Origin of the sequence: Bradyrhizobium sp. 138, assembly GCF_023074075.1 — a bacterium.
Lineage (GTDB): Bacteria > Pseudomonadota > Alphaproteobacteria > Rhizobiales > Xanthobacteraceae > Bradyrhizobium.
In genome coordinates this window covers 81090-100658 of record NZ_JADPKT010000007.1, presented here as the reverse complement: position 1 = coordinate 100658, position 19569 = coordinate 81090, and the positions used below count along the sequence as shown (strand labels likewise).

The 19569-nt window shown below is 65.1% G+C and carries 18 protein-coding genes and 1 tRNA gene; 7 read left to right on the top strand and 12 right to left on the bottom strand.

Annotated features, from left to right (window positions below; translation table 11 throughout):
- Window positions 1-73: 73 nt before the first annotated feature.
- Both lon and IVA79_RS04825 read left to right on the top strand, forming a co-directional pair.
- Complete coding sequence (lon, locus tag IVA79_RS04830) at window positions 74-2497, top strand: endopeptidase La (protein WP_247550724.1); 2424 nt, start codon at window positions 74-76, stop codon at window positions 2495-2497.
- Between the two features lie 70 nt (window positions 2498-2567).
- A complete protein-coding gene (locus tag IVA79_RS04825) occupies window positions 2568-2972 on the top strand; it encodes a GFA family protein (RefSeq protein ID WP_247550723.1) in 405 nt (134 codons plus the stop codon).
- 156 nt (window positions 2973-3128) lie between these two features.
- Here the strand turns inward: IVA79_RS04825 and IVA79_RS04820 are convergent.
- The 4 genes from IVA79_RS04820 to IVA79_RS36755 form a co-directional block, all read right to left on the bottom strand.
- Window positions 3129-3205 (bottom strand) — tRNA-Val (locus tag IVA79_RS04820).
- Between the two features lie 221 nt (window positions 3206-3426).
- Window positions 3427-3789: a hypothetical protein gene (locus IVA79_RS04815; protein WP_247550722.1), complete on the bottom strand. Its 363-nt coding sequence runs from the start codon at window positions 3787-3789 to the stop codon at window positions 3427-3429.
- A 283-nt stretch (window positions 3790-4072) separates the two neighbouring features.
- Window positions 4073-4597, bottom strand: a complete 525-nt coding sequence (locus tag IVA79_RS04810; RefSeq protein WP_247550721.1) for a hypothetical protein — start codon at window positions 4595-4597, stop codon at window positions 4073-4075.
- A gap of 451 nt (window positions 4598-5048) precedes the next feature.
- A complete protein-coding gene (locus tag IVA79_RS36755; RefSeq protein WP_256465548.1) occupies window positions 5049-5174 on the bottom strand; it encodes a hypothetical protein in 126 nt (41 codons plus the stop codon).
- Between the two features lie 112 nt (window positions 5175-5286).
- Here IVA79_RS36755 and IVA79_RS04805 point away from each other — a divergent pair, with 112 nt between their 5' ends.
- The 4 genes from IVA79_RS04805 to IVA79_RS04790 all read left to right on the top strand — a co-directional run bounded on the left by IVA79_RS04805 (window position 5287) and on the right by IVA79_RS04790 (window position 8942).
- Window positions 5287-6147 carry a methyltransferase domain-containing protein gene (locus IVA79_RS04805; RefSeq protein ID WP_247550720.1) on the top strand — a complete coding sequence of 287 codons (861 nt, stop codon included), beginning with the start codon at window positions 5287-5289 and terminating at the stop codon, window positions 6145-6147.
- A gap of 87 nt (window positions 6148-6234) precedes the next feature.
- Complete coding sequence (locus tag IVA79_RS04800) at window positions 6235-6531, top strand: acyltransferase family protein (protein ID WP_247550719.1); 297 nt, start codon at window positions 6235-6237, stop codon at window positions 6529-6531.
- The gene (locus tag IVA79_RS04795) at window positions 6528-7268 is read left to right on the top strand and encodes an acyltransferase (RefSeq protein ID WP_247550718.1); all 741 of its coding nucleotides are present in this window, start codon (window positions 6528-6530) and stop codon (window positions 7266-7268) included. The genes IVA79_RS04800 and IVA79_RS04795 overlap by 4 nt, the downstream gene beginning before the upstream one ends.
- 36 nt (window positions 7269-7304) lie before the next feature.
- Entirely contained in the window at window positions 7305-8942 is a 1638-nt protein-coding gene (locus IVA79_RS04790) for a hypothetical protein (protein WP_247550717.1), read from the top strand.
- 6 nt (window positions 8943-8948) lie between these two features.
- On the opposite strand, the gene IVA79_RS04785 is transcribed toward IVA79_RS04790, so the two are convergent.
- The 6 genes from IVA79_RS04785 to IVA79_RS04760 all read right to left on the bottom strand — a co-directional run bounded on the left by IVA79_RS04785 (window position 8949) and on the right by IVA79_RS04760 (window position 16143).
- Window positions 8949-9917, bottom strand: coding sequence for a cation diffusion facilitator family transporter (locus tag IVA79_RS04785; RefSeq protein WP_247550716.1), 969 nt, complete (start codon window positions 9915-9917; stop codon window positions 8949-8951).
- A gap of 2 nt (window positions 9918-9919) precedes the next feature.
- The gene (locus IVA79_RS04780; protein ID WP_247550715.1) at window positions 9920-13150 is read right to left on the bottom strand and encodes a CusA/CzcA family heavy metal efflux RND transporter; all 3231 of its coding nucleotides are present in this window, start codon (window positions 13148-13150) and stop codon (window positions 9920-9922) included.
- Window positions 13143-14120 (bottom strand): divalent metal ion exporter adaptor subunit IhpB, encoded by a 978-nt coding sequence (ihpB, locus tag IVA79_RS04775; protein ID WP_247550714.1) that lies wholly within the window; start codon window positions 14118-14120, stop codon window positions 13143-13145. Before ihpB ends, IVA79_RS04780 begins: the two co-directional genes overlap by 8 nt.
- Window positions 14117-15391 (bottom strand): divalent metal ion exporter subunit IhpA, encoded by a 1275-nt coding sequence (gene ihpA, locus IVA79_RS04770; protein WP_247550713.1) that lies wholly within the window; start codon window positions 15389-15391, stop codon window positions 14117-14119. The genes ihpB and ihpA overlap by 4 nt, the downstream gene beginning before the upstream one ends.
- A 54-nt stretch (window positions 15392-15445) precedes the next feature.
- The gene (locus IVA79_RS04765; RefSeq protein ID WP_247550712.1) at window positions 15446-15808 is read right to left on the bottom strand and encodes a hypothetical protein; all 363 of its coding nucleotides are present in this window, start codon (window positions 15806-15808) and stop codon (window positions 15446-15448) included.
- Window positions 15809-15924: 116 nt separating this feature from the next.
- The gene (locus IVA79_RS04760) at window positions 15925-16143 is read right to left on the bottom strand and encodes a hypothetical protein (RefSeq protein WP_247550711.1); all 219 of its coding nucleotides are present in this window, start codon (window positions 16141-16143) and stop codon (window positions 15925-15927) included.
- Window positions 16144-16500: 357 nt separating this feature from the next.
- On the opposite strand from IVA79_RS04760, the gene IVA79_RS04755 reads away from it, so the two are divergent.
- Complete coding sequence (locus tag IVA79_RS04755) at window positions 16501-17385, top strand: hypothetical protein (protein ID WP_247550710.1); 885 nt, start codon at window positions 16501-16503, stop codon at window positions 17383-17385.
- Between the two features lie 18 nt (window positions 17386-17403).
- Here the strand turns inward: IVA79_RS04755 and IVA79_RS04750 are convergent, their stop codons facing one another.
- Both IVA79_RS04750 and pepT read right to left on the bottom strand, forming a co-directional pair.
- On the bottom strand, window positions 17404-18336 hold the full coding sequence (locus IVA79_RS04750; RefSeq protein WP_247550709.1) for an alpha/beta hydrolase: 933 nt from the start codon (window positions 18334-18336) through the stop codon (window positions 17404-17406).
- Entirely contained in the window at window positions 18258-19508 is a 1251-nt protein-coding gene (gene pepT / locus IVA79_RS04745; protein WP_247550708.1) for a peptidase T, read from the bottom strand. The genes IVA79_RS04750 and pepT overlap by 79 nt, the downstream gene beginning before the upstream one ends.
- Window positions 19509-19569: the final 61 nt, after the last annotated feature.

The following is a 19569-nucleotide window of genomic DNA, read 5'->3' as shown; positions in this document are numbered from 1 at the left end:
ATTTCGGCACCTTGTGGCGGTTGCGCATGATCAGCGGGCTGCGTGCGAGGGGGCAAAGCAAAAGGAAAAGGCCATGACTAATCCAAAACCCCGGCCAACCATCGTCCATGGCGAGACGCACGCCTATCCCGTGCTGCCGCTGCGCGACATCGTCGTGTTCCCGCACATGATCGTTCCGCTCTTCGTCGGCCGCGAGAAGTCGATCCGCGCGCTCGAAGAGGTGATGAAGAACGACGCGCTGATCATGCTCGCGACGCAGAAGAACGCGTCCGACGATGATCCGGCGCCCGACGCCATTTACGAGACCGGTACGCTCGCCAGCGTGCTGCAGCTCCTGAAGCTTCCCGACGGCACCGTGAAGGTGCTGGTCGAAGGGCTCGAGCGTGCGCGCGTGCAGAAATACACCGATCGCGCCGACTACTACGAAGCGACCGCCGTCGCGCTTGCCGACACCGATGCGAAGTCGGTCGAGGCGGAAGCGCTGGCGCGCTCGGTGGTGTCCGACTTCGAGAGCTATGTGAAGCTCAACAAGAAGATCTCGGCCGAGGTCGTCGGCGTCGTGCAGGCGATCACCGATTTCGCCAAGCTCGCCGACACCGTTGCCTCGCATCTCGCCGTCAAGATCGCCGACCGCCAGGGCATCCTGGAGACGCTGTCGGTCACCACGCGCCTGGAGAAGGTGCTGGGCCTGATGGAGAGCGAGATCTCGGTGCTGCAGGTCGAAAAGCGCATTCGCTCGCGCGTCAAGCGCCAGATGGAGAAGACCCAGCGCGAGTATTATCTCAACGAGCAGATGAAGGCGATTCAGAAGGAACTCGGCGACGACGACGGTCGCGACGAGCTCGCCGATCTCGAAGAGAAGATCGCCAAGACCAAGCTCTCCAAGGAAGCGCGCGAAAAGGCGCAGCATGAACTGAAGAAGCTGCGCCAGATGTCGCCGATGTCCGCGGAAGCGACCGTCGTGCGCAACTATCTGGATTGGCTCTTGTCGATCCCGTGGAACAAGAAGTCCAAGGTGAAGAAGGACCTGGAGCAGGCGCAAGCCATCCTGGACTCCGATCACTACGGACTGGAGAAGGTCAAGGAGCGCATCGTCGAGTACCTCGCGGTGCAGTCGCGCGCCAACAAGCTGACGGGCCCGATCCTGTGCCTCGTCGGACCTCCCGGCGTCGGCAAGACCTCGCTTGGCAAGTCGATCGCCAAGGCGACGGGGCGCGAATTCGTGCGCGTCTCGCTCGGCGGCGTGCGTGACGAGGCCGAGATCCGCGGTCACCGCCGCACCTATATCGGCTCGATGCCCGGCAAGATCATCCAGTCGATGCGCAAGGCAAAGTCGTCCAATCCGCTGTTCTTGCTGGACGAGATCGACAAGATGGGCGCCGATTTCCGCGGCGATCCGTCCTCCGCCTTGCTCGAGGTCCTCGACCCCGAGCAGAACGGGACGTTCAACGACCACTATCTCGAGGTCGACTACGATCTGTCCAACGTGATGTTCATCACGACCGCGAATACGCTCAATATTCCGGGCCCGCTGATGGACCGCATGGAGATCATCCGGATCGCGGGCTACACCGAGAACGAGAAGGTCGAGATCGCGCGCAAGCATCTGATCCCGAACGCGGTGTCCAAGCACGGCCTGGACTCCAAGGAGTTCTCGATCGACGACGACGCGCTGCTGCTGTTGATCCGCCGCTACACCCGCGAAGCGGGCGTGCGTAATTTGGAGCGTGAGCTTTCGACACTCGCCCGCAAGGCGGTGAAGGAGCTGATGATCTCCAAGAAGAAGTCGGTCAAGGTCACCGAGAAGACTCTGGAAGAGCTGCTCGGCGTGCCGAAGTACCGCTTCGGCGAGATCGAGAGCGAGCCGCAGGTCGGCATCGTCACCGGCCTTGCCTGGACCGATGTCGGCGGCGAGCTGCTGACCATCGAAGGCGTCATGATGCCCGGCAAGGGCAAGATGACGGTCACGGGCAATCTGCGTGACGTGATGAAGGAGTCGATCTCGGCGGCGGCGTCCTACGTCCGCTCGCGCGCGATCAACTATGGCGTCGAGCCGCCGCTGTTCGATCGCCGCGACATCCACGTGCACGTGCCGGAGGGCGCGACGCCGAAGGACGGTCCGTCCGCGGGCGTCGCCATGGCCACCGCGATCATCTCGGTCATGACCGGCATCCCGGTCCGCCACGATGTCGCGATGACCGGCGAGATCACGCTGCGCGGCCGCGTGCTGCCGATCGGCGGCCTGAAGGAGAAGCTGCTGGCTGCGGCCCGCGGCGGCATCAAGACGGTGCTGATCCCCGAGGACAACGCCAAGGATCTCACGGAGATTTCCGATGCGATCAAGGGCGGCATGGAGATCATCCCGGTCTCGCGCCTCGACGACGTCGTCGCCAAGGCGCTGGTCAAGAAGCCGGTGCCGATCGTCTGGGAAGAGGACACCAAGGTGACGGTGAAGCCGGACGGCGATGAAGCCGCCGGCGGCCTGACCGCTCACTAGGCCAAAGCGAATGATGATAAAACGGCGCCTTCGGGCGCCGTTTTTGTTTTGCGGCCAAGGGGAGAGGGCGATGCAGATTGACGGGCAATGCCATTGCGGCACAATCACCTTCGAGGCCGAGATCGATCCCGAGGCAGTGTCGGTTTGCCACTGCACCGATTGCCAGACCCTGACCGGCTCGCCGTTCCGCGTGACCGCCATCTGCTCGGGGGCCGACGTTCGCCTGACCGCCGGCACGCCCAAGATTTATGGCAAGCGCGGCGACAACGGCCGGATGCGCTTCCAGCACTTCTGCGCCGACTGCGGTTCCCCGCTGTTCACCAGCGGCGAGGGTGAGGAGGCCGACGATTGGGGCATCCGCTGGGGCTCGATCCGCCAGCGCGACAAGCTGCGGCCTGTGAGGCAGATCTGGTGCCAGTCCGCGGCGGTGTGGATCGACGCCGTGCCGCTGCTGCCGGGGAGGCCGGGGGATTGAGAAGGGGGGATTGATATGGGGCTTGCCGAGCAGAAAGGCTCGCGGCCAAAGCCCGCCTTCGCCCGACGGGCTTCGGCGCGGCAGCCTTCGCTCGCTTCGCGCTTATGACCTGCGGTGCTGGCTTGCCGAGCCGTAGCTCGCGAAGCGAGCGAAGGCTGGTGGGCGGTCACGGATTCGAACCGCGGACCCTCTCGGTGTAAACGAGATGCTCTAACCAGCTGAGCTAACCGCCCAATCGCGCCTCTTTAGCGCCCCGGCGGGTGGCGAAGCAAGAGCCGAGCGCGCGCGAACCGGCTCCAATTGGCGGCCTGGTGAGGTTTTCGTGCCGGACACGAGCAGCCCTGCAGCAGCCCGCTGCAGGGCAATTCTCTTCGTACCTCGGATCTCGTCGTCCGGCCGAGGAGGCGGCGATCATGCGCGCGGCCGCCGTGCAACGCCCCGACCTCGTCTGATGTCAGGCCGTCTTGGTGAACATCGTCAGGACACCGTCGGCGATGTTGATCGCGACGACTTGTGACGAACTCAAGCCCTTTTCCTTGAGCACGGAGGCTGCCTGCGGCGTGGCGTCGATGGACTGTCGAAGCGACTGGATGTCTTGCTCGCTCGTGTGCGCCACGAGTTCATCGACTTTCGCGCGCACCGACGGCTGCAATTCCTTGACGTCCACAACCTGTATGCTCCGGATCACCGTGCTGGACTGCGTGGACGGCTGTTCCGCGCCGGGTTGCGACGATGCGCCCTGTGCTTGCACCAGAGCAGGTGTTCCGAGGGAGAGAGCTGCAATGATGACGGATGCCGTGAGCTTGCGCATGGTCATGCCTTTCCAGTTTGAGGAACAGCGAACCTATCGAGGAAATCTGGTTGGCATCTGATTCCGATGTGGCCGTTCGGTGAAACCAATGCGGCCGTAATGCGCACGGACGAGACCGCCTGCGTCGGGTCCGGTGACGTCTGCGGCAAAAGGGGCAGCTCAACTGATTAGCGCGTCTCGTTCACGTCGAGAGGTCCGCGCTCGCCAAGCTGCCCGCAGAGGCCCGGCAGAGTCAGCCATGCACTCGGCTCGGCAAGTCAGCTTTCACGCCGCGCGTCCGGCCTTCATGTTACGTCATCGGCCTTGCCGCTTCCTTCACCGCCTGGGCTGTCGTCGCCATGCCGGCGGCATAGGCGGCTCCTGCGCCGAGAAGAAGCGAACAGAAGCTTGCAAACATCACGTACGAGAAGTGCTTGCGGGCCTCATCGAGCTGGGCCGGCGTTGCCGGCCGGGCCGTCGCACCAACCGTCTCCCGTCCCGCATTGTTCGTCCAATAGGCGATGCGGGCGCTCGCTGTATAGGACGGGCCGACCAGGTTGCTGGCAATGCTGGTCGCAGACACCGGCATCATCGCTGCCGCAGCCACCACGACGACAGTCGCGACCGCCCAGGCCGCAACTGCGTGTCCGACGCGGCCGAGCCCGGACTGATCCGGCGAGTTGGCTGCCGCAACGGCACCGCCAACAAAGGCGGCAATGATTCCCGATACCGCCCACCAGACGAACGCCGCCCAGCTAGCGCCGGCGGGTGACGTTGAGGCTGTGGGAATGTCGATTGCGAGCAGGCCGATGCCGAGACCGAGCATGGTCAGCAAGATTTGGACGACCAACGATGCGAACATGCCAGCCAGAACGGCCGACCATGTCCAGCCAAAAAAGGGATTAGGTATTGAGCGTGTTACCATGGCGGATCCTCCAGGAACTTCCATTTCTGTTCCAACGCGCCCTCAAATCTTCCGTTCCTGGAGGAGGAACTCCAGCCGGTCTTCGCAGCTTGGTCTATGGAAAGCTAGAAGAGGCCGGATACCATGACACTTGGTCGAGGCGCCCTGTTGTGGCTGCTGGGAATTCCGCTCCCGATCATCCTGCTGCTGGCGCTGTTCTGGCGCTAGTTCGCGGATCGGCGGGACTGTGAGAGAGGGCGGGCGCTCGAAGGAGGGCGGCCCACGGTCGGTCGCCTGCGTGCCGAGAGGGCGTCCTTGAAGGCCCGGAATGTAAAAAAAGCCCCGGATGTACCGGGGCTTTGCTTTTGGCGATACTCAGGAGCTAGTACTTCGCCGCGACATGAGCGCTGCCCCAGTTGAAGCGATAGACCAGCGGGCTGCGAACCGTGTGAACCCATTTCTCGATCGAGACTCCCGACGGCAGACCCGTTGCGGTGTCGCGGGGCAATCGGTCGCGCGGCCTCCAAAACGCTCGCGCCCCCCGGGTTGGAGTTTTCGATCTCGGCTTTTCGGTCGGACTGGCTTCTGTCATAGGAGCAGGGCGAGATGACGGAGGGCCAATGCAGCAGCCTAGCGGACACGCCGAGAATGCCGACCAGATCGCCTATTGGAACGGCCCGAGCGGGCAGCGCTGGGCCGATCGCCACGCCGCGCAGGAGAACCTGCTCGGCCCCATTGCCGAGGTGCTGATCGACCGCGCCACGCCGAAGCCGGGCGAGCGCGTCCTCGATGTCGGTTGCGGCTCCGGCGCGACGACGTTCGCATTCGCGAAGGCGGTGGCGCCGAACGGTTTTGCGCTCGGCCTCGACGTGTCCGAACCGATGCTGTCGCAGGCGCGCGCGTTTGCGCCAAAAGGCCTCCCGCTCGATTTCGTGCTGGCCGATGCGACGGTGCATCCATTCGAGCCGGCCAGCTTTGACCTGCTCGCCTCGCGCTTCGGCGTGATGTTCTTTGCCGATCCCATTGCGTCCTTCACCAATCTCCGCTGCGCGCTGAAGCCGACCGGACGGCTCGCCTTCGTGTGCTGGCGCGAGCCGAAGGAAAACCCCTGGATGATGGCGCCGCTGATGGCGGTGTACAAGCACGTGCCAAAAATGCCGCCGGTCGGGCCGGAAGAGCCGGGCCCGTTCGCGTTCGCCTCGGAAGAGCGCGTGACGCGCATCCTGAAGGGGGCGGGCTTCGTCGACGTGGCGATGGAGCCGCACAATCTTCCGATGGACGTCGCAATCGGCGGCGGCCTCGATGCGGCCGTGGACGGTGCGTTGCAGATCGGCCCGGCCAGCCGCGCGCTGCAGGGGCATCCGCCGGAAACCTATGCGGCTGCGAAAGCCTCGATCCGCGAGATGCTTGCGCCGTTTTTGAAGGGGCAGAGCGTGGCGCTGCAGGGCGCGATCTGGATCGTGACGGCGAAGGCGGCGTAGTTGTGCGTCACCCGAACTGCTTGCGAGCGGACATGCTGAGTTGCGCGACGTTGCGCGAGGCTAGGCGCGCGGCTAGGTGTGGACGGGATGGGTGACGCTCAACTTCATGGTCGGCTGCCGGGCGTGCAGCTCGGGCGCGCGGTCGCTGCTCTGGCAGTCTTTTACTTTCACACGCATCTCGCGCTGGTCTACTTCGATAAGTCGCAGCTCGTCACCTGGAAATTTCTGGCGGATCGCGGGGCCGACGGCGTCGACCTCTTCTTTGCCATTTCCGGTTTCATTGTCTGCTACATCTCGACGGTGCCGGGCTACACACCCTTCAGCTTCCTCGCCAAACGCTTCTTTCGCATCTACCCCTCAACGCGTTGGCCACGCTGGTCATGATCGCTTTCTTCAGCCGCAGCATCGGCGGGCCGCCTCACGAGATCGAGTTGGGACGGATATTGCAGTCGTTCTTGATCATTCCGCAGCCCGCACCGATGAACGCGGTCGGCTGGACACTCGAGTACGAAGTGATCTTCTACCTCGTCTCCGCAGTGCTCATCCCGCTCGGCGGAGTCCGGCTGCTGCTCGTCTGGTGCGTTGCCGCCGCCTGGATCGGCAGAGCGATCGAGCCTCAGCCGGCGATCATCTCTCGTTTCGCTGACGGTCATTATGCGGACTTCGCCGCGGGCGTGTTTGCCTACATGATGGTCGCACGGTTCTCGCCGCGCTGGAGCTCCAGTCTGGGACTTTTGGCGCTCGCGGTCGGCGCGTACGTATTCGGTCCGCGATTGACGATTTGGTCGACCCCCATAGCTTGCTGCCTCGCCGTTGCCGGCCTGGCGCTCCTGCCCGCCGCGCCGCGCTTGCTGGTCTGGCTTGGTGACATCTCCTATGGCCTTTACGTGTGGCACTGGCCGGTATTTATGTTCTCGCCGTGGCTGGCGGCCTGGAGGCACTTCGACAAGGCGAATGGCGAGATCTGGCGCTGGATTTTGCTCGCACTCGTCATCACGATCTCCTCGGCGTCCTGGATCCTGTTTGAACGCCCGATCAATCGTTGGGCGGCGCGCTGGCTGGCGCGACGCTCGAAGACCAACGTCGTCGCAGGTGCGCCCAGCTCCGACGCGGCGACGTAGCGAGACGTATCGGACATATCGATTGCGGGCATGCAAATGGATCGAACACTAAACCAGCGCTCCGGCTTTTCGTCTGCATTGCTCGGGCGGGCAAACTCCGTCGCATGGTTCTGGATCTGGGTTGGCGCGATCGGCCTGATCCTGATGGTTCATCTCGCGTTCCTGGTAGCCTGGCCGGATCACTTCATCCATGAGGACAGCGCGGCCTATCTCATCCAGACCGAATCGATCCTGAGGGGCCAATACCTCGAAGATACGATGAAGCGGCCCTACGGCCTGGCCGCCTTCTTTGCGCTGCTGTCCAAGCTGTTCGGTCCGCACATCCTCGTCCTGGTCATCGCGCAGCACCTGATGAGCGTCTGCACCGCTCTTTTCGTCGCAGCGATCGCGCGCTTTGCCGGTGCGCCGCGTTTCTTCGCGCTCCTGGCCTTTTGTCTTGCGGCACTGCATGGCCGCATCATCCACTACGACAATACGATCGGCGCGGAGACGACCTCCAATTTTCTGGTCAGTCTTGCGGCCTTCATTGCCGCGGGCGCCGCATTGAGGAAATGGCCACCGCTGCCGTGCGCGGCGGCGGTGGGCTTGACGCTCGGCGCGCTGCTGGCCTGCCGGTCGGCGGCGATAGGACAGGCCGCCGTCATTCTGTTGTGGCTGGTGGTGGTGCTGGACGCGGGATTCCTGCGCCGGCTTGGCGTGCTTGCCCTTGCGGGCGTTCTCGCCTCTGCCGTCTATCTGGCGCCGGCGGCGATCAACTTCGCGATCGGCAAGCGCCCCGTCGGCAACGAGACTCTGGCCGTGATGGCTTTCGTGGTCGGCTATTCCGGCGATTTCGAGCACGGCGTCCATCTCGACCGGAAGGCGCAGGCGCGGGGGTTCGTCGAGCAGATGCGCGCTGCGGACACCCCTCGCGGATGGCCCGACGTCGATGTCTATCAATGGCCGTTCGGCGCGATGCACCGCCTGGCGAAGCCCGGCGACGGCGATGCGGATCTCGAGCGGGTCGTGCGTGACATCTTCATCGAAACGCTGACGACGCCGTCGACACTCTATCGACACCTCACCAAGCACTTTCTCCGGGAAATGTACTTCGTGCTGTTCGACGCAAATTCGGTTGCGCGTCGGGCGCCCAGTCCGCAGGGCTACGAGTTCTTCGTCCAGCGCGACAGGTACCCGTTCTTCGGAAGTCCGACCGGGTTCAAGCCCGGACAATTGGTGCACGAATACTACCAGCCGTGGTGGCCGCTGTCGCGGCTGCTGCCGACCGCGGACCAGATTCAGCTCACGCTGAACCGTCTCTTTGCGCGTGGCTACGCGCCGAGCTCGGATCTGGTTGCGCTGTGTTGCGGGTTGAAAGTTTCGACCGAATACGACGATCGCCCGGGAGCGATCCTGTGGCTGTCCTCCGCGACACTGGGCCTCGCGCTCCTGCTTCTGATCGGTGTCCCCGCGAGTCATGCGGGTTTGGTTCGGCGGTCTTCGGGTCGCCTTGTTGCCGGCGGCACGTTGATGATCCTGCTGGCGCTGGTCAGCGTTGCAGTTCCCACCTTCCTCATTTATGGACTCAATCGCTACGCGTATTACGCCATTCCGTTCCTCGCCGGCTCGAGCGCCATGCTGGGGAGCGTGCTGCTCGATTGGCTCAGGGCCAAGACCGGCGGCAGCAAGGCGTAAGCGCGCTCAGACGACGTCATCCGGCGCCAGCGCGCAGCCATTGTCGGGATGCGTCTCGATTTGAAGCGTGGTGTGGCCGATGCGGAACGAGGCCTTCAGCAGCTGCGCGGTCTCCATCAGGAACGCATCGCCGGCTCCGGTGGGCATGACGAGGTGGCAGGTCAGCGCCGTCTCGGTGGTCGAGATCGGCCAGACGTGGAGATCGTGGATCCCTGCGACGCCGGGGCGCGCGAGCAAAAACGCCCTGATCGCGGCGAGGTCGGTGCCTCTGGGCGCGGCGGCCATCGACATGTCGATGGAGCCGCGCAAGAGGCTCGTCGTGCTCCACAGGATGGTGGCGCAGATGACGAGGCTGGTTAAGGGGTCGAGCCAGAGCCAGCCGGTCCAGATGATCAGCGCCGCGGAGATCACGACGCCGAGCGAGACCGCGGCGTCGGCGGCCATATGCAAGTACGCGCCTTCGATGTTGATGTCGTCCTTGCGGCCGCTCGCGAACAGCATGGCGGTAAAGCCGTTGATGAGGATGCCGATGCCGGCCACCACCATCACGGTCACGCCTGCGACCGGCTCCGGCTCGCGCAGGCGCAAGATCGCCTCCCAGCCGATCGCGCCGGTCGCGACCAGCAGGAGCACCGCGTTCGCAAGTGCCGCCAGGATGGTGGAGGCGCGAAAGCCGTAGGTGAAGCGGCCGCTCGGCGCGCGCTTTGCCGCGATCGAGGCCCCCCAGGCCACGACCAGCCCGAGCACGTCGGACAGATTATGGCCGGCGTCGGCGAGCAGGGCGGTGGAGTTGCCGAGATAGCCGTAGACCGCCTCGGCCACGACCAGCGCGATGTTGAGCGAAATGCCGATTGCGAACGCCTTGCCGAAATTCGCAGGGGCATGGACGTGGCCGTGACTGCGGTCGTGACCATGACCATGCGCATGGTCGCCATGATCATGGTGGTGATGACCGTGATGATCGTGGCCGCCCAATTCTAGCGCTCCCGGGAGGTCGCCAAATCAGGCGCCATTGTAGGCGTTTCGCCAGTCTCGTCACGACGGAACAGCACGTAGAGCGCCGGCAGCACCAGCAATGTCAGCACGGTCGAGGAGATGATGCCACCGATCACCACGGTCGCAAGCGGCCGCTGCACCTCGGCGCCGGCGCCGGTGGCGAGCGCCATCGGCACGAAGCCGAGCGAGGCGACCAGCGCCGTCATCAGCACCGGACGCAGCCGCGTCAGCGCGCCGTCGCGCACGGCGTCCGCAATGGGGTGTCCCTCGTTGCGCAGACGCTCGATGAAGGCGATGATGACGAGGCCGTTGAGCACGGCGACGCCCGACAGCGCGATGAAGCCGACACCGGCGCTGATCGAGAGCGGGATATCGCGCAGCAGCAGCGCCGCGACGCCGCCGGTCAGCGCCAGCGGCACGCCGGAGAACACCAGCGCCGCATCCGCTGCCGATCCCATCCCCATGAACAGCAGCAGGAACACCAGCAGCAATGCCACCGGCACCACGATCGTCAGTCGTTTGGTGGCGGAAACCAGCTGCTCGAACTGGCCGCCCCAGCCGATGAAGTAGCCCGGCGGCAGCTTGACCTTCTCCGCCACCGCCGCCTCGGCCTCGGCCACGAAGGAGCCGAGGTCACGAGCGCGGACATTGGCGGTGACGACGATGCGCCGCTTGCCGTTCTCGCGGCTGATCTGGTTCGGGCCCGGCGTCGCATCGACGGTGGCAACCGACGACAGTGGCACATAGCGCATCTGGGCGAGCGGGGAGGCGGCCAGCGCAGTTCGCATGGCCGTGCCGGAGCCGGCCTCCGCGCCGGGCGGTAGCGGAATCGGGATCGCCCTTATCGCTTCGAGATTGCCGCGCAAATGCTCGGGCAGGCGCACGACGATGTCGAAACGGCGGTCGCCCTCGAACAGTTTTCCGGCCGACTTGCCGCCGACCGCGATCTCGACGATGCCCTGGACCTCACCGACGCTGAGGCCGTAGCGGGCGAGCGCCTGGCGATCGAGGCGGACGGTGAGGATCGGCAGACCCGCGACCTGCTCGATCTTGACGTCGCTGGCGCCGCGGATGCCGCGGATCGCGGCCTCGACCTGCTTTGCGGCGCCCTGCAGGATGTCGAGGTCGTCGCCGAAGATCTTGACGCCGACGTCGGTGCGCACGCCGGAGATCAGCTCGTTGACGCGGAACTGGATCGGCTGGGAGATTTCATAGGCGCTGCCGGGAATCTCGTCGGCGGCCTTGTCGATCGCCTCGATCACCTCCGATTTCGGCTTGCCCGGGTCTGGCCATTCGGCGCGCGGCTTCAGCATGATGTAGCCGTCGGTCTGCGCCGGCGACATCGGATCGGTCGCGATCTCGGCGGTGCCGATGCGGGTGAAGAACTCCTTCACCTCGGGGATCTGCTTGATGCGCTTTTCCAGCGCCTTCTGAAGATCCAGCGATTGGGTGAGGCTGGTGCCGGGAATCCGGATCGAGGCCAGCGCGACGTCGCCTTCGTCGAGGCTCGGAATGAATTCGCCGCCCATCCGCGAGGCGGCGATGCCGCTTGCGATCACGATGAGAGCGGCCATGATGGCGACCGCGCCCCGGTTGTCGATGACAAAGCGGAGCAGGGGGAGGTAGGCGCGTTTTGCGATCCGCATGAACAGGTTTTCGTGTTCGGACACCCTGCCGGTGACGAAGATGGCGACGGCCGCCGGCACGAAGGTGATGGAAAACAGCACGGCGGCGCCCAGCGCCATCAGCACGGTCAGCGCCATCGGCGTGAACATCTTGCCCTCGACGCCGGTCAGCGTCAGCACGGGCAGGTAGACCACCGCGATGATCAGCGTTCCGAACAGGCTCGGCTTGATCACCTCGCTCGACCCGCGCAGGATCGCGCGCAGCCGCTCGGCGGTGGTCAGCAGCCCGCCTTTCTCGCGCTGGGCCGCGGCCAGCATGCGCAGGCAATTCTCGACGATGATGACGGCGCCATCGACGATGATGCCGAAATCGATTGCGCCGAGGCTCATCAGGTTGGCGCTGACTTTTGTCTCGACCATGCCCGTGATCGTCATCGCCATGGACAGCGGAATGACGCAGGCCACCACGAGCGCCGCGCGGATGTTGCCGAGGATCAGGAACAGCACGGCCACCACCAGCGCCGCGCCTTCCAGCAAATTGTTCTTGACCGTGCGGATGGTGGCTTCGACCAGATCGGTGCGGTCGTAGACGGTCCGCGTCACCACGCCTTCGGGCAGCGATTTGGCGATATCCTCGAGCCGGGCTGCGACCCGGCGGGCGACGCTGCGGCTGTTCTCGCCGATCAGCAGCATGGCGGTGCCGAGCACGGTCTCCTCGCCGTTCCACGTCGCTGCGCCCGTGCGCAGATCGCGGCCTTCCGTCACGGTCGCGACATCCCTGATCCGGACGGGATTGCCGCCGCGCGAGCCGATGACGATGTCCTGGATCTCGCTGATATTGCCGACCTGTCCTGGGGAGCGAACCAGATATTGCTCGCCATTGCGCTCGATATAGCCGGCGCCGACATTGGCGTTGTTGGCGGCGAGCGCCGTCATCACGTCGCGAAAGCCGAGCCGGTAGGCCATCAGCTTGCCGGGGTCCGGCAGCACGTGGAATTGCCGCTCGAAGCCGCCGATGGTGTTGACCTCGATCACCCCCGGCACGTTGCGAAGCTGCGGCCGGATGATCCAGTCCTGCACCATACGCAAATCGGTCAGCGAATAGTCGTGGCCGCCTTGCGTCTTGGCGCCCGCCTTGTCGTCTCTCTTGGCCTCGACGGTGTACATGAAGATTTCGCCGAGCCCGGTCGAGACCGGGCCCATCGCGACCTCGACGCCGGCCGGAAGCTGATCCTTCACCTGCTGGATGCGTTCGCCGACGAGCTGGCGGGCGAAGAAGATGTCGGTGCCGTCCTTGAAGACGACCGTCACTTGGCTCAGGCCATAGCGCGACAGCGAGCGGGTGTAGTCGAGCTTGGGCAGGCCGCCCATCGCGGTCTCGACCGGGAAGGTGATGCGCTGCTCGGTCTCGAGCGGCGAATAGCCGGGCGCGCGGGTGTTGATCTGGACCTGGACGTTGGTGATATCTGGCACGGCGTCGATCGGCAGGCGCTGGAAATTCCAGGCCCCGAAGGCAATGGCGCCGAGCGCGAGCACGAGGACCAGCCAGCGCTGCGCAAGCGAGACGGCGATGAGGCGCTCAATCATGTTCGGCCTCGCCCTTGCCCATCTCCGCCTTCACGACAAAGCTGTTCTCGGCGACGTATTGCTCGCCGGCCGACAGGCCGGCCTTGATCTCGACATAGCGTGGATCGGAGTCGCCAAGCTCCACCGGGCGCGCCTCGATCTTGTCGCCGTCCTCGCGGACGAACACGATGGTCCGGTTCTCCAGCGTCTGGATCGCGCTCCGGCGCACGGCGACCGCGACATTGCGTGCGGCGAGGATCAGCCGTGCCGTCACGAACAGGCCGGGGCGCAGGCGTCCGTCCGGGTTTGGCAGCACCACGCGGGCCAATGCGGTCTGGGTCTCGCTCGAGCCGATCGGCGCCATGTAGGAGATCGTGCCCTTGATCTCGCCGCGGCCGTCGTCGGGATCGATCAGCACCTCGTCATTGAGGCGGACGCGCCTGATATCCTGCCGATAGATCGACAGGTCGACCCAGATGGTAGAGAGGTCGGCGACGACGAAGGCCGGCTTCTGCTCGGAAGCGTATTCGCCGAGCGAGATCTGCCGCTCGATGATGGTGCCGGCGATCGGCGCTTTCAGCTCGTAGACGGTGAGGCTCTGGTTGCTCTCGATCGCGGCGAGCAGGTCGTCCTTGCCGACCTTGTCGCCGATGCGCTTCTGGATGGATTTGGCGAGGCCCGGGAAGCGCGGCGTCACCTGCACCACCGCCTCCTGGTTGGCGCGCAGAATGCCGTTGAAGGCGAGCGTGTCGGTCAGCGTCGCGCTCGCGGCCTCCGCCAGCGTGACACCTGCGGCCGCCAGCTTGACGTCGGAGATGCGGATGCGGTCGGCGCCGTGCTCGTCCTGCTCGACATGATCTTTCGGCTTCTTCGGTTCGGAATGCTCGGAATGCTCGCTGTGCGCAGGCTTGGCCGGTGCGAGCAGGGAGTAGCCGTAGGCGCCGAGCGCGGCGGCAAGGATGGCAACGAGAATGGTGGAGGAGGTCTTCATCGTGCGCTCTCCCGCGCCAGCGTGAAGGGGTTGCCGACCAGGCCTTCGATGGTCGCAACGCCCGCGTGGAAGTTCTGCAGCGCCTCCTGCTCGCGCAGCCGTGCCTGGGTGACGCTCGCCTGGGCGTCGAGCACCTCGAGCAAAGTGAAACGGCCCTGGCCATAGCCCTGCGAGATGGCGTCGGAAGCTTCGACGGCCTTGGGGATGGCAGTCTCACGCAGCACCGCGAGCTCGCGCAGCGAGCCCTGGAGCGAGTCGTAGGCGCGGCCGGCGATCACGATCAGCGTGTTGCGGTTGGCCTCACGCTCGGCCTTGGACTTGGCGAGGCTTTCCTGCGCCGACAGGATGTTGCCCTGGTTCTGGTCGAACACGGGGATCGGCACCGAGAGGGTGAGACGCACGGCATCGTCATTGGTCTCGCTATAGTGGCGCCAGCCGGCCGCGATCCGCACGTCCGGATAGGGCTTGAGCCGCGCCAGCAGCAGCTCGGCATTGCGCTGGGCAAAGACGGCGGTCCAGCGCACCAGCTGCGGATTGGCGTCGATGGCAGCGACCACCGCCTGGAACGCTGGCGGCCGTCCCGTGGTGTCGAGCCGGCCGGAAACCTCGCCGAATTTCGCCGATGCATCACCCATCAACACCGCAAGCTCGCGCCGGGCGCTCGCCAGGCTCGCCTTGAAGCGCTCGCGATCGGCTCTCACCAGGGCGGAGGCGACCTCGGCGCGGCCGGTCTCGGCCGGCGAGGAGGCACCGGCCTCGACGCGGCGGCGCAGCAGCGGCGTCAGCTGGTCGATCGCGGCAATCTGCTCGTCGAGGATCTGGATGCGCCGCTGCGCGCCGAGCACGCTGAAGAAGGCGATCGCGGTCTCCGACAGCACCTCCAGCCTGACGGCCCTGCGCTGGATCGCGGCGACCTCGACGCCGGCCGCTCCGGCCGCGATCCGTGCCTCGCGCTTGCCGAACAGCTCGAAGGCCTGGCTGATCTGGAGCGTGGTCTCGGCCGATCGCGTTCCGCGATATTTGCCGGAGCCGAATGAATCGTCCTGTTCATAGGTCAGTTCTGGATTGAGCAGCGCGCCGGCCTGGATGCGCTGGCCCGTGGCGATGCCGACGTCGCGCTCCGCCGCCGTCAGCCGCGGGCTCGCGGTCAGCGCGCGCGACAAGGCGCTTCGCATCGTCAAAGTCTGGGCGTGAGATGGTGCGAGCACCGCTCCGGCAATCAGACACGCCGCCGCGCACGCCAGGCGCGCAGCCATTCCCCTGCAAAACATGAACCCGACCTGTGAAGGATGAACCTAATGGGCATGGAATGCCCGACCAATCCGTCAGGCAATGTGTTTGGGAGGCGGGGAGTCGGTATCGGGGATAATTCCGGCGAGCCGGGGTGCATGCTGCGGGCTCGTGGCCGACACAAGCACGACCGATGCGGCCGATAACGCCGGCTGCGCAACCGCGACCGAGAAGCAGCCATGGCAATGATGCCCGCCGATGGCCTTGTGGTCGCCGTGGCCAGGGGAGCCGTCGAGGACTGCAGCGAGCTCCGAGCCGCCGCCGGACGTGGTGACGTCGATGTCGTGCGAGCCATGCAGCGCGCTCGCGAGCAGATAGACAACCGCGATCAGCACCGACAGCAATCCGCACCAATTGGGCGGACGGCAAGTTCTTGAAGGCTGGCGGTTCGCGAGCAAGACGTCACTCTGGTTGGGGTCTGTGCCCGGCCTAGCATGGAGGCGGGAACAGTGTCGACCCGCAACATTGTTACGTCCCTGGAACAATTGCCGCAGCGATGCGTCGCGGCCGCCTCTTACTGGCGGGCGATGACGCCTCGATGCGAGGCAATGGTTTCCGCGACGTTGCTGCCATCGTCGGCTTCCACGGTGATGGCGGCACGACGACCCGCCTCCATCGCCCGCTCCAGCCATTTGATGGCTTCATCGATCCACTGGTCGTGGTGCTCGGGATCGGCGAGAGCCTTCTCCCGGAATGCATCTGCCTGATGCAGGCACGCCGTTCTACGATCCACGCGCCGCTCCCGATCCGGAAGGTTCCGCCCCGGCCGCATCTTTGATGATCCCGGCGCCGGCGTCGTTAACATAGGACAAGCAAAAGACGTGCAAATGCGGAAAGGCCCCAGCCCGGGGCTGACCGGCTGAGGCCTTTGTGCTCACAATCTCATCCTTGGGACTCGAACAGGCAACGCACATCCTGCCGGTTCGTTCTGCAACTGACGCCGAATTAGGAACGTTCCCCATTCCTCCTGATTAGCGACCATAAATGCCTCAGGAGGACGGGACTATGGACGGATTGATTTATCTCATCGGCTTGATCGTCGTGATCATGGCGATCCTGTCGTTCTTCGGCCTGCGCTGAGGGGACGACAATGGAAACCCTGTCACGGGACAACATGATGGAGGGCGGTGCCATTGCCGACGACCGCCGGACCATCCAATGGAGTTCGGTGCTCGCAGGCGCTCTCGCCGCCGGCGCAATGTCGTTCATCCTGGTCGGCTTTGGTGTCGCGGTCGGCTTGGGGATCAGCTCGGCCTCGCCGTCGTGGCGCGATGCTTCCGCGGCGCTGGCGCTGCTGTCAGGCCTTTATCTGATCATCCAGGCGATCATCAGCTTCGGCTTCGGCGGCTACATCGCCGGACGGACGGCGCGACCGGCGCCTGCGCTGGCAACGGTCGAGGATGACGGCGAGCGGCGCGACGGGCTGCATGGCCTGACCTCGTGGGCGCTAGCTGTGCTGGCTGGCGCAGCTCTTTTGGCGCTGCTTGGCGCGGCTGCGATCGACCGTTCGCCGATGCGCAGCTCGGCGAGCAACATGTCCGCAGCCGAGCCGCTGTTGAGCTATGAGCTCGACAAGCTGTTCCGCGCACCCCGCCGCGCGCCAAACACTGATCTGAGGGAGGCCCGCGCCGAAGCGGGCCGTGTTCTCATGACGTCATCCAGCCACAGCGGCGTCAGCGCCGATGACCGGACCTACCTGGTCCAGCAGGTCGCCGCGGTGACGGGACTGGCGGCCCCCGACGCCGAACGGCGCGTCGATGCACTGATCGCAGACTCGAGGACCGCCATCCACCGCGCGCGGCGCAACTCGATCATCGTTGCCTTCTCGGTCGCGGCCGCGACCCTGATTGGCGCCGCGGTGGCCTGGGCTGCGGCTGTCGCCGGCGGACGCCACCGCGATGGAGAGCCGTTGCCGAACTGGATGGCGAGCTCCAACCGTTTCCATCGCAGCCCGCGCGCGATGCCGGTGCCCTAAATTTATCGGGGGCGAGACCTATCGGTCCGCCCCCGTAAGTCGCTGAACGAACTCGGCAACGAGAGTTGTGATCTCCGCCGGGCGCTCCAGGCTGGGAAGATGAGCCACGTCATGCAATTCACGGCCCTGCGCGCCTGAGAGTGCCGCGACGAGATGGCGACAGCGATCCTGCACGTAGGGGAAATCGAGGTCACCCCATATCACGAGGGTCGGCACCGCGATGTCATGGAGCCGATGGAAAAACGGAGTGACGTCGACGTCAGATCCGAACGGTGCGGAGCGGAGCGCGATGCCGTTCATATCGAGGAACAGGTCGCGAGCCGCACCGGCAACGCGGCCTTCGGGGGCCCGCGGTCCGTCCAGCCAAAGGCGCGCCTTCATCGCATTCATCCGATCGAGATCGCCGGACGCCTCGATCTCGTTCCATTGCATCATCAGTGTCTCGATGTCGGCGGGATAGGTCGGATCGGGTGCACCCGCGACATTGGGGGCAATCAGGACGAGGGCACGAACACGCGAAGGATGCCGGATCGCGGCATCAAGCGCGATGCGTCCGCCGAGAGAGCAGCCGACGAGGATTGCGGGCCTGTCGCCTGCGGTCGCCTCCAGCACTGCGACGAGATCGGCGAGGGCGGAAAAGTCTTCAGGCTCGGCGCGGGTTTCGCCGAACCCGCGTCGGTCATACCCGACCGCCATATGGGTAGCACTCAGTTCATCGAACTGAGCACGCCACATGCGCCGGTCGCACACATTGGCATGAAGAAAGACGACTGCGGTGCCTTCGCCTGCGACGTCTGTCGCAAGGCTGGCACGGCCAGAGACGATGTATTGCACCGAAGCGCGATGATGATTCATTCCAGTCTCGTCGCGCTTCAGGCCTTCTCTTCCCAGATCATGGCGAGGTGGACGATGGTCTGCACGGCCTTCTCCATGTCCTGCCGGCTGACCCATTCCAGCCGCGAGTGAAACGCGTGCTCGCCGGCGAAGATGTTGGGGCAGGGCAGGCCCATGAAGGACAGGCGCGAGCCGTCGGTGCCGCCGCGGATCGCGGTGCGCATCGGGCGCAGGCCGGCACGGCGGATCGCCTCGATGGCGTATTCGAGCACGTGCGGGTGACGGTCGATCACCTGCTTCATGTTGCGGTACTGCTCGCGAACCTCAAATCTGTAGGTCGAGCGCGGATAGTCCTTCATCACGTTCTTGACGATGGTCTCGAGCAGGTCCTCTTTCTCCTTCAGCCCTTCCTCGGTGAAGTCACGGACGATGAAGGACAGCGTCGCCTGTTCCAGCGCGCCTTCGATGCCGATCGGATGCAGAAAGCCCTGCTTGCCCGAGGTCGTCTCCGGCGAGCAGCCTTCCCTGGGCAGCCGCTCGATGATGGCGGCCGCGATCTTGATCGCGTGCTCCATCTTGCCCTTGGCGTAGCCGGGATGGGCGCTGACGCCGGTGATGGTGATGGTGGCGCCGTCGGCCGAGAAGGTCTCGTCCTCGACGCAGCCCGCGCTCTCGCCGTCCATGGTGTAGCCGAAATCGGCGCCCAGCTTCTTCAGGTCGACATTGTCGACGCCGCGGCCGATCTCTTCGTCCGGCGTGAACAGGATCTTGATGGTGCCGTGCTTCACATCGGGATTGTTGATGAAGAAATGCGCGGCATCCATGATCTCGGCGACGCCGGCCTTGTTGTCGGCACCCAAGAGCGTCGTGCCGTCGGTGGTGATGATGTCGTTGCCGATCTGGTTCTTCAGCGCAGGATGCTCATTGACGCGGATCACCTGGCTGGTGTCGCCCGGCAGCGTGATGTCGCCGCCGCGATAGTTCTTCACCAGTTGCGGCTTGACGTCCTTGCCGGTCACGTCGGGCGAGGTGTCCATGTGCGAGCAGAAGCAGATCACCGGCACCTTCTTTATCGTATTGGCAGGGATCGTGCCGTAGACGTAGCCATAGTCGTCAAGGTGGGCGTCCTCGACGCCCATGGCTTTCAGCTCGGCGGCGAGCACGCGGCCGAGATCCTTCTGCTTCTCGGTCGAGGGCGAGCGAGGGGATTCCGGATCGGACTGGGTGTCGATGGTGACGTAGCGCAGGAAGCGCTCGGTCACGGTATGCGAGAAAGTGAGGGAGGACATTTCTGGTCAAACCGCCGAGGTCAGGGGGAAGCGGGCGGTATATCAGAAAAAGCGGGCCGGG